This window comes from Caballeronia catudaia, assembly GCF_001544755.2.
Classification (GTDB): domain Bacteria; phylum Pseudomonadota; class Gammaproteobacteria; order Burkholderiales; family Burkholderiaceae; genus Caballeronia; species Caballeronia catudaia.
Genome location: NZ_FCOF02000086.1, coordinates 1 through 9,714 on the forward strand (window position 1 = coordinate 1; position 9,714 = coordinate 9,714).

Below are 9,714 nucleotides of genomic sequence, written 5' to 3' on the forward strand. Positions count from 1 at the left end.
ACCGTGCTGGCCGACCTCGGGTTTCGCGGGGTTGATGCCGATATCGCCCCGGTGCAGTTGATTCATCGAGGTAAACACAAGACTCTAAGCAGTACACAGCGAAAGTGGCTAAAACGCCGCCAGGCGATAGAACCGGTCATCGGACACGTGAAGCAGGACCATGGCATGCAGCGCTGTTGGCTAAAAGGACAAACTGGAGACGCATTGCACGCCGTGTTGTGCGCGGCGGGTTATAACCTACGCTGGTTGTTGCGTGCCATTGTCCGTCTGGGGCTTGGACCCGTATTGTTTGTACTCGCGTGGCTGCGCTGCCCGCCTGACGTTTCTCGGCAACCGTTGCTCACGCCCCGCACAACTGCTTGAGCTTGGAACGTACAACGGCACCAGATCGACCGCCCGTAAACGCCTGCGAAGGAAATCGAATTTTGCAGCTCTGACTAATAAGCTGTAATAGGTCTTGCGATGGACAGCACGATCCTGTCCGTCGCCGCTTGATCCTTGCTCGAAGAAATGGAAGCCTTGGTTCGCCAACTGGCCATTGACCGGGTCTCCGCGGAACTCTTCACTGACCGGAATGTTGTAGACCACGCCGTTTGCCAATTCGAGCCGGTAGGATTGCGTAGTAGGTTGATGGTCGACAAGAATCCGTCCGGACGCGTCGGTCAACCCTTGTGCGACCAAAGCTCCCTGCGCGTACAGCCTGTACGGGATGTCCTGCGGTATGGCCGCCATCGCCGAAGGCGAAGACGCCAGATGGAGCGCGAGTCGTTCCGCTGGCAGAGCATTCGGCAACGTGCTGGAGATCTGCGCGGACGCAGCGCTCGGCTTGCTCCACACTGCACATTTCTCGAGAATGTCCCCCGGCGTGCCGTTCTCGATGCGGTTCGCGTTGATCTTGATGTACGACCCACCTGCACCAATCCAGACTTCCTTGGCCGCCGACAGCACGAGCCGGCCGTCCACGCTGGAAATCGTCACGTCCTTGAGCGCCGACAGCGCCATTTCGTCGCCCTGCGACTGCACTTCGACCTTGCCTTTCGCGAACAGCTTCATCCCCAGTCGTTGCGCGAAGATCGACACCGCTTCGCCCGCTGCGACAGTGAAGCGTCTTAGCACGCCAATATCGGCGCTTCCGCCCGCAGTCGCCATGAGGTTCTTGGCCGCAGTCAGCTGCAGATGCTCACCCGATGCAACGCCCACGCCTGCTGGCGCGCTCACCAGCACGCCTGCCTTCTTCAGTTCACGCAGGGTTCCGTCAAGCAGCGCCTTCTGACTCTCATAGTCCGCCGCAATGGCCTGCGCCGCCTTGGCAGTCTCGGCGAGGGACTGCGTTTGTAGCAACGCCTGTTCGAGCAGGCCTTGTGCGGGCTGCATGTCGAGTTGCTTTCCACCAGCGGCATTCTGCACATCCGCGGTGATGAATACGCCTTTCCCACCTCTAACAGCGATGTGCTCATCGCTGCGCAGCTCCGCTCCGCGCCCCCTTTCCTTGCGATCCCCATCGACCATGTGCCCAAGATTCAACTCACTGACCTGATACGGCGTCGTAAGGTGAATATGCTCATAGCCTCGCTTGTCCTCCATGCGCATCTCATTGAGAGCAGCGGAGCGGATGATATTTCGCGTGTGATTCAGGTTATTGACGAGGTCCGGATTCAGACTGTCATGCAGGCTGCCCGCTATCACGGGCCGATTTGGATCTTGCGCAGTAAAAATCAGCGCAACTTCGGTCCCGTCGATGAGCGGGAAGTGATGGCCGTAGTTCTGCCCCGCATACGGCTTCATCATGCGAATCGCACGGCTGCGGCCAGCCGGACTCCATTCGTCCAGATCGAACGGCATCGTCGTGACGTACAAACCTTTTTCGGTCAGATAGCTGTACGTGTACTTCCCCGGTGAATCGATGCGCGCCGGCAGGATGCCCTCGATTTTCGGGCGCGTGATCGAGTCGATACTCGTCCGCCATCTCCTATCCGCAGGAATCGCCCTAAACGCGCACCAGTACGACGTGCGTCGACCGCCACCGAGACGGATGGACGTCACGAGCAACCCGTACGGCGCACCAGCCGGATTCACGTCCAGATTGATCGCCTCACCGATCTCCAGCGAGAACGGATTACCCCGCCCGCGATAGCTGATCTGCGTGGCCAGATGCTCTTCATGGCGCCGGCGCGCGATCGCCTTGCCCTCTTCGCGAGTTTCGTAGTGCTCGCCCCAGGTCGAATCCACGCCGTCCGTGGTCTTGTCCGCCGGCGCCGCGTTTTCCTCCACCAGCAGCGACACATCCGCTTGCCGATGGTTATAATCGTTCAGCTGGATCGCTTCGGGCACGCGCTTCGTGATCGTCTGGAGCGAGCGGATCGACTCCGCGCCTGCGCTCTCAAGGCCCGAATACAGACGAAACGGAACGATCCGCTTCTTGCGCGCATAGGCATCCAGATCATCTCCAAATATAATCACGGCGCGATCGTGCTTTTGTTCGAACCGGAACCACAGGCCCTCTTCAGCACAGAGTCTTTGCACGAATGCAAAAGTCGTCTCGTGATATTGAGTGATGTACTCGTGGCGCTTATACTTGCCGCGAAGTTTCAGAAAATCAAAGTCCACGCCCAAACGGTAGCCGTAGTGGCGTAAGGTGTCGGTGATAATTTCCACCACGCTTTGCTTCTGAAACAGCCTGCTTTTGCGTACCCGAGCAAGATCAGCGACCTTGGGCACGAGTGTGGCGCGATACCGGGTCTCATCGTTCGATGTACCGAGTTTCTCGAACTTATCAATAACTCCGTGCGTCACGAACGCCTTGGGCATCTTGCTGAAGTCCTTCGCCCGTTCGCCAAACATACGGGAGAGGTATTCCATCTCCGGGTCCACGGGTTCCATCGTGAACGCCGCCGGACGTCCCACCACCTTGTCCATTCCAATATCGGCGTCCGGACTGGTGAATTCAATTCTATATTCGTAGAGCTGACTTATATCAAGCTTGCCATTGAAGCTCGATACCGAGATAACGGCGGGCTGCGGCTTGAGCACCAGGCTGTACGCCTGGCTCGGTATCACCATCGTCATGCGAAAAACTCCCTGCTGAACTTTTGCGCCATCGGCTCGACGACTACGCTGAAGCGATGCGCTACGCCCCAGCGGATCACATGCCCCGGATTTGCTTTGCAATTCGGGTCAAACCATGTGATTGTGACCTAAAATTTTGCTGCTCGGAGTCAGCAACCCATCGCAGTCCGTATAATTGGGAGCATTCCTAGTGGCTGCAGTTTTCCTGCGGCGGCAATTACCGCTGCGGAGGAAAGAGATGCGGATGCGGTGTGACCTGTCCTGCGCGATCGGGCAACTGAATACCGCCGCCATGTCCGCCGACGTCGCTGACGGCGTTATGGTCGCCCTCGATATGCACGAAGGTGCACGCGCCCAGCGTGAGCAGTGCGCCGAGCAGGCACACGGACACGCACGTGCGCAGAAGCGGATTCACGATCGGATTCATAGACGAACGCGCTACGCCACTTTGGTGAGCGCCAAGCGCCCCTTGATCATCAGCGGGGTTTGCGTGTTTGCGCCGGGCACTTTCGTGAAGCCCGCCCAGATGTGATCGCTGGGCGAGCCCACGGGCAAGGGTCCTGCGATCACGAGCGAGCCGATCGTGCCGCCCTTCTTCTGCGTGCCGAGCGGCAGATCGGGATAGCGTCTGACGGCTTGCTGATAGACGCCCGGCCAGCCATAGCCGTTACATACCGAGAACACCATCTGCGCGGGGATTTGCCAGTTGTCCTCGACGGGCGCCTGGATCTCGGCGCTCGCTTCGACCAGATACATGCCCCCTGGGACCGAAATTGAATGGTCGCTGTTCAAGGTGAACTGGAAGCCGCCGAAGGTGTTGGTGGCCATGCTGAAGTCCAGCTCATAGTGGTCGCCGCAGTCGATGCCGCGGTCATTGGGCTGATAGCCGAGCTCGATCTGCAGACCCGAGGCCAAGCCGCCCAGCGAGGACGGCTTGTTGAGAATCATCGCGACGCCTTGGGTCGCGTTCCAGTCGCTGTTGACCTGCGCTGCGGGAATGATTGGCGTGCCCGAAAGGTCCGCGTATTGGCCGGAGGTCGCTACTCTAGCGAGATCCGGCCGGTTCAGGATATGGGCGGCGCCCGACTCGGCGTTCCAGTCCGCGTTGACCGGTACCCGCGTGACGAGCACATCGTATTCGCCGTTCACCCGGGCGAGGCACAGCGCGAACTCGCCATGCTGGAGGACGACGCTGGGCGCCGCGTCAGGGCCGCCCGTCCAGAGGAAATCGTTGCCCTGCGTGAACAGGTTGAGCACACCGGCGCCGTGGTTGTAGATGAGGAACGCGACGGCATTGAGCGGCAGCGTCGACGTGCGCGCGAGCGTGATCTTGCCGCCGTCCGCGCCCGCCCACTGGATCGCCGTGCCGGCGTGGGATGCCTTGAGCTTCGTGTCGTCGCTGAGCGTCACCTGGCCCGAAAAGCTGCCGAGCGCGCGCTGCACGAATTCGGTGGTGGCCGGCGCGGTGCTGTCGTCGAACTGCGGCGGTGTCGTAAAGACCGGTTCACCCGTCAAGTCTGCGTAGTTGCCACTGGTGGCCACCTTCGCCAGATTGGGGCGGTTGAGAATTTGGGCAAACCCGGTTTCCGCATCCCAGTCGGCGTTGATCTGCTCCGCCGGGATGTCGGGCGGATCAATGAGATCTTCATATTTGCCGCTGGTCGCCACAGCCGCGAGATCGGGCCGATTCCGGATCTCGGCAAGGCCAGATTCCGCGGTCCAGTCGGCATTCACCGGCGTGGGCGGCGTATCAGCGAGGTCGCCGTATTCGCCGCTGGTCGCCACCTTGGCCAACTTGGGTCGGTTTCGGATGACGCCGGGTCCGCTCGTTGCGTTCCAGTCCGCGTTGAGTGACATCCACCCGGCGGCGCTGCCATCGGTCGCATCGGGGTTGGTTGCGTTGTTGTCCACGCTGTTCAGCCAGAAGCCCTGAATGGTGCCCTGAGCGTCCGCCCGCAGTAGCAGCGCACCCGCTGGATAGCCGCCGATGTTCGGATCGGTGGCGAACGCCGTGTCATAGGCGAGCGCCCCACTGCTCATCAACCAGCGCGCGATCCGCGAGAGTACGAACAGGACGCCATTCATGTCCTGGCCGAACGGCGGAATACCGCCCTTCAACGGGCTCGTCATCGTCAACGGTGGAAAACCGTCGTTGAAGGACGCCGCGCCCCTTCGTGACGCTGATCTGCGAGGCAACGGGGATATCGTTGCGACTGCCGTTCTGCGCAAACGGCACCGTCACCGGCGGCGGTCTGTCAGTCTGTCGCATGATCCTATCCTTGGGCGGCCTTCAGCTACGTTCACAGCCCTATCGCGCGAACATCTTCAACGGTCGCCGCCGCCATGACCTGGCCGATCTTCAACAGCAACGTCGGATAGTCGGGCGTCGCCCGGTCGGCGACGGCTCGCGCGAGCGCCTGCAGGTCGGCGAAGGTAAAGGGCGTCACGGGCATCCCGGATGCGTTCAACCAGAGGTTGGGCGGCCAGGTTGCGCTTTGCGCATACGCTTCCAGCATCGCATCGAGCGTCGTCACACCGGCGGCGTCACAGGCGAATACGTCGGCGTGGCCCGCTGCGGTGGTGAAGTTGACCGGGTGCTCGGTGGCGGACTGCCAAGCCGAGCGCAGCGTCGCGACCTGTGCCGCCTGCGCGTCGGCCAGGCTCGGCGCTGGGGCCGGCGGTGGCGAGAACAAGGCGCCATCCGGCGGCGTCTGACCCAGTTCGGTGATGCGGTGCTCGGTGCCCGCTGGATCATGGGGTAGCCAATAGGCCGTGCCGCGCCAGTCGGCGACGACGGCCCATTGCCCGTCGACGATCAAGGCGATCTCATGCTCGCCGGCTTTGGGCTGATTGGCTTGCGTCGGAGCGATGGCAGACACGGCCGGCGTTCTCGCCTCTTCAGTGACCACCGGCACTGGCGATGGGTCCGGCGGCGGAAGATCGCGAACGTCCCACGTACCGTTCGCGTACACGGCCACCTGCGTATCGGCATCGATGGCAGGGGGCACGTCGAGCACACAACCGGGCGGTAAAAGGAATGCGCCCGCTTCCAACGGGTCTTCCTGCACCATCGTCTCGCCCAGCAGGATGCCCTGCGCATCGCACTGGTAGGCGTGCGTCATGTTCGCCATGCAACGCTCGATCATGAATGGTGCGTTAGTACGCGATGATGAAATTGACGGCGAGATTCTTGCCGCGCGTTTCTGCGCCGCCCGTTGCGGTGATGCTGATGCCGGTGCCGTTACCGTAGATGCCAATGCCCGTGCCGCTGCCGTAGATGCCGAGGTTCGCGTTCGAGGCGCCGATCCAGATGCCGGTGCCGCTCGCGCTGCTGCTGTTGCGGTTGCCGTTGTAGCCGCCGTACTGGTTCGGCGGGCTGACCGCGCACGCCCCGCCGTTATCCTGTCCAGCCTGCGTCCAGCCGCCCGGCGGCATCGCATGCGCGTGGCCGGGGTCGCCGACGCCGTGGCCGTGCCCCGGATCGTAGACGCCGTGGGCGTGGCCGGGATCGGCGACGCCGTGAGCATGGCCCGGGTCGCTTACGCCGTGAGCGTGCCAGGCGTAGCTGTCGGCCTGATAAGCGCCCAGCGTGCGCCCGGGGTCGAGGCCACGCCCGTTGTCGAGTCCGCGTAGGCAGACGCCGCGCGTATCCGGCAGATTGAAGGTGGTCGAACCATTTCCCGCCCCGTAGGTGGTGCCGATCGCGGCGAACAAAGCCGCATACGCCTGGCGTGAGACGGCTGCGCCATTGGCAAGCAGGTAGCCCACCGGTACGGCGCTGCCCATGAACGGCAGCAGCGCGCCGGGCGGGATGAACGCGGTCGGTGTGCCACTCAGATCGCTGTATTGCCCGGTCGTCGCCACCTTCGCGAGCGTCGGCCGATTCTGGATGGCGCCCGGACCGCTCGCAGCGTTCCAGTCGGCATTCAGCGCGATCCAGTTGCGGGCCGCATTGGGATCATTCGCATCGTTTGCATCGGGGTTGGTCGTGTTGTTGTCAGTGGTGTTGAACCAGAAGCCGTTCAAGTCGGCGCGTAGGACGGTCGCGCCCCTCGGATACCCGCCGAGATTCGGATTGGCCTTGAATGCCGAATCATACGCGAACGACCCACCCGCCTGCATCCAGCGCGCCACCGCCGACAGCAGAAACAGGATGCCGTTGAAATCCTTCCCATCCGGCGGCACGCCGCCCTGCGTCTTGGGCTGCATCGTTGCCGGCGGGAAGCCGTCGTTGAGCGACGCCGCGCCAGCTGCCACACCGGTCTGCGACGACTCAGGGATGACGTTCCTGAGTCCGTTGGCCGCGAACGGTAGCGTGACAAGGGCCGGCGACTGATCAGCTTGCATGACTCACGACGCCGCGAGCACGCCGCCCGCAAAGACGCCCTGATTGAAGGGCTGAAAGTCCGCAGCCGAACTCGAGAATCCGAACACGTCGACGGAGGCGATCACGATGTTGCACAACACGCCGGTCGGTCGGGGCAGCACGCCCGATTGCGTCAGGAACGCCACTTCGAGAATCGACAGATCGAACTCGAATACATACAGCATCGTCATCGAACCGGTGTCGAGCGCATAGCAGCGCCCGCGCCCGGCGAACAGATACCCGAGCAAGCGGTTCAACGACGCGCACGAACAGTCGGTGATGTTGCCCATCGCCTTGGTCATGACGAGCGTGCGGTAGGTGCCGTCGTCCAGTGCCACGTTGCGCACCACCGCTGGCGAGCCATCGTTGAACACGCCGCAGTTGAACGGCTGCACGCCAAGCGTTGCGTTGGCGCGATCAAAGGCTTCCGCGAAACCAAACTCGGCGGGCGGCAAGGCCGCGGAAACACCCCGCTTCACGTTGACGATCTTGCCCCACACGTCCAGGCCGTAGCCGATTGCGGTCGCAACGTTCCAGATCGTGTCGTAAAAGGCATCCAGGTCCGCCTGCGGGTCGAGGTCCTGATTCAGGCAGTCGATGATCGCCGTGAGCGTCGGCGAGTTCGCGTACTGCGAAAGCAATGTGTCGGTCCAGTTCTTCATGACGACGCGACCTGCAGCACCGAAACGTTCGACGGATCAAGCGTCGGATACTGGTCGATGCCGAATGCAAGCGACGTCTGGGTCACAGCCATCGGATCAGTACCGAGCGCGATCGAGAAGATGTTGACGTTCGAGTCAGTGGCGGCCACCCCAGCGTAGTACCGCCCGGCATAGGTCGTCGAGCCGATGCGGGCTGCCGCGCCGCCGTCTTCACCGTTGAACGCGGCAATGATCGCCTGCTGAATACGCTGCGTGATGTCGGCGGGCAACTGGTCGTTCGCCTGAATTGTGACCGCAAAGAAACATTGCACCGGCGCGGGCGTCACCCACTTGATGGTGTACTGCGGCTGCGGCGGATCGTAGCTGGTGTCAGTGACGACAAAGGTCGTATCGCCGTTGTAGTCGCAGCCGGGCGCCTTTTTGCTCCAGATGGCCGCCGCAATGGCAGCGGGATCGCCGCCCAGGGTGGAAACGAACAGCGAGTGCGCAAGCAACGGATAGTGAGTTGCACCGTATTCCTCGACCGTACCCGTCGGATTGTCGATCACGAAGGCGTCGAGCACGTTCGGCACGTTGAGCACTGCGCCGTACACCGACTGCACACCGTTGACCGAATTGATCGCGACCGACAGGCGTCGTCGTGCTTCGAAGGCAGCGCGGCTCTCGGCCAACTGTCCTGGCGTGCCAGCGGTGCTGTTCGTGACACGATCCCATCCCTGTGCCGCCGTGTAGATGGTCGCGAGTGCGCCGATCGGACAGGCGATCGGTCCCATCGTCTGGCACTGGAATGGCACATCGATCTTGCCAGAGGCGCGGATCGTCACAGCGGCCGTCGAGGCGTACAGATAGCCGTTGACATCCTGCGCCACCGATCCGGCGGGAATCACCGCGCCGACCAGCCCGATGCAGGTCGCGGTGACGACGGTGCCCGACGCCGCGATGCGGTTCAGAAAGTAGATGCGCCCGATTGCGTCCTGCCAGCGGCCCGACGCCACGTCCGGGTCGACCTGATTCGCGACCTCAAGGATGTCGTCGTTCTTGTCACCGATGATGGCGGCGAGCGACTGCGCAAGCTGTCCCTGCGGGGTCGTCAGGCCCGGATTGACGCCGCCGCCGAACGCGGCATTGATGTCCGATTGCACGCCCGCGAGTATCGTCGATTCGGCAGGCACGACCGGCCCCTGATCCGTGAACTGGATCGGCGGAACGTTGGTCTGCATTGCGGTTGCGGTGCGTCGAGCGGCAAATCAGAAGCAGATGATCTGCTCGGCGTGGTTGGCATCATCGGTAACGGCGATTTCGCCGGCACACTTTCGGCTGCTGAGCACGAGTTGCGTCACGTTGGCTGAAGTGACGTTCGGAACTGTAAGCGCGGCGTGGACAAGTTCCGAGCGGATGAACGAGGCCGGCGGCAACTGGCCCAACACCGCCTGCCAATACGGAATGCCGAGCGTCGTGTCGTAAAAACATTCGCCGCGGAAGGTACGGATTGCGCTGGCAACATCCTGCGCGACTTGATATGGATCCGTTGCGCAGGCGATACTGAACCGCCCCGGAAATGTAGGAGACTTCGGATCTTGGCTGTAACGGGAGATTTGAAGCATGGAAAGCGAAGGCAAG

At 62.3% G+C, this 9,714-nt stretch carries 8 protein-coding genes and 1 pseudogene; 1 reads left to right on the top strand and 8 read right to left on the bottom strand.

The window, feature by feature from the left end:
• Window positions 1–363 (top strand): transposase (locus tag AWB75_RS35320; RefSeq protein WP_235012418.1); only part of this gene is annotated, 363 nt, incomplete at its 5' end.
• A 75-nt stretch (window positions 364–438) separates the two neighbouring features.
• On the opposite strand, the pseudogene AWB75_RS35325 reads toward AWB75_RS35320, so the two are convergent.
• The 8 genes and pseudogenes from AWB75_RS35325 to AWB75_RS37915 form a co-directional block, all read right to left on the bottom strand.
• Window positions 439–3,066: pseudogene (locus AWB75_RS35325) on the bottom strand (type VI secretion system Vgr family protein); the annotation flags it as partial.
• Window positions 3,067–3,283: 217 nt separating this feature from the next.
• Entirely contained in the window at window positions 3,284–3,493 is a 210-nt protein-coding gene (locus tag AWB75_RS35330; protein ID WP_061128585.1) for a hypothetical protein, read from the bottom strand.
• 11 nt (window positions 3,494–3,504) lie between these two features.
• Complete coding sequence (locus AWB75_RS35335) at window positions 3,505–5,196, bottom strand: hypothetical protein (protein ID WP_061128586.1); 1,692 nt, start codon at window positions 5,194–5,196, stop codon at window positions 3,505–3,507.
• Window positions 5,197–5,366: 170 nt separating this feature from the next.
• On the bottom strand, window positions 5,367–6,197 hold the full coding sequence (locus AWB75_RS35340) for a hypothetical protein (RefSeq protein ID WP_143746653.1): 831 nt from the start codon (window positions 6,195–6,197) through the stop codon (window positions 5,367–5,369).
• 25 nt (window positions 6,198–6,222) lie between these two features.
• A complete protein-coding gene (locus tag AWB75_RS39080) occupies window positions 6,223–7,413 on the bottom strand; it encodes a tail fiber protein (protein WP_061128588.1) in 1,191 nt (396 codons plus the stop codon).
• 3 nt (window positions 7,414–7,416) lie between these two features.
• The gene (locus AWB75_RS35350; RefSeq protein ID WP_061128589.1) at window positions 7,417–8,094 is read right to left on the bottom strand and encodes a DUF2612 domain-containing protein; all 678 of its coding nucleotides are present in this window, start codon (window positions 8,092–8,094) and stop codon (window positions 7,417–7,419) included.
• Window positions 8,091–9,314 carry a baseplate J/gp47 family protein gene (locus AWB75_RS35355; RefSeq protein WP_061128590.1) on the bottom strand — a complete coding sequence of 408 codons (1,224 nt, stop codon included), beginning with the start codon at window positions 9,312–9,314 and terminating at the stop codon, window positions 8,091–8,093. The genes AWB75_RS35350 and AWB75_RS35355 overlap by 4 nt, the downstream gene beginning before the upstream one ends.
• Before the next feature lie 27 nt (window positions 9,315–9,341).
• Window positions 9,342–9,714: hypothetical protein (locus AWB75_RS37915; RefSeq protein WP_159462846.1), on the bottom strand; the 373-nt coding region annotated here is incomplete at its 5' end.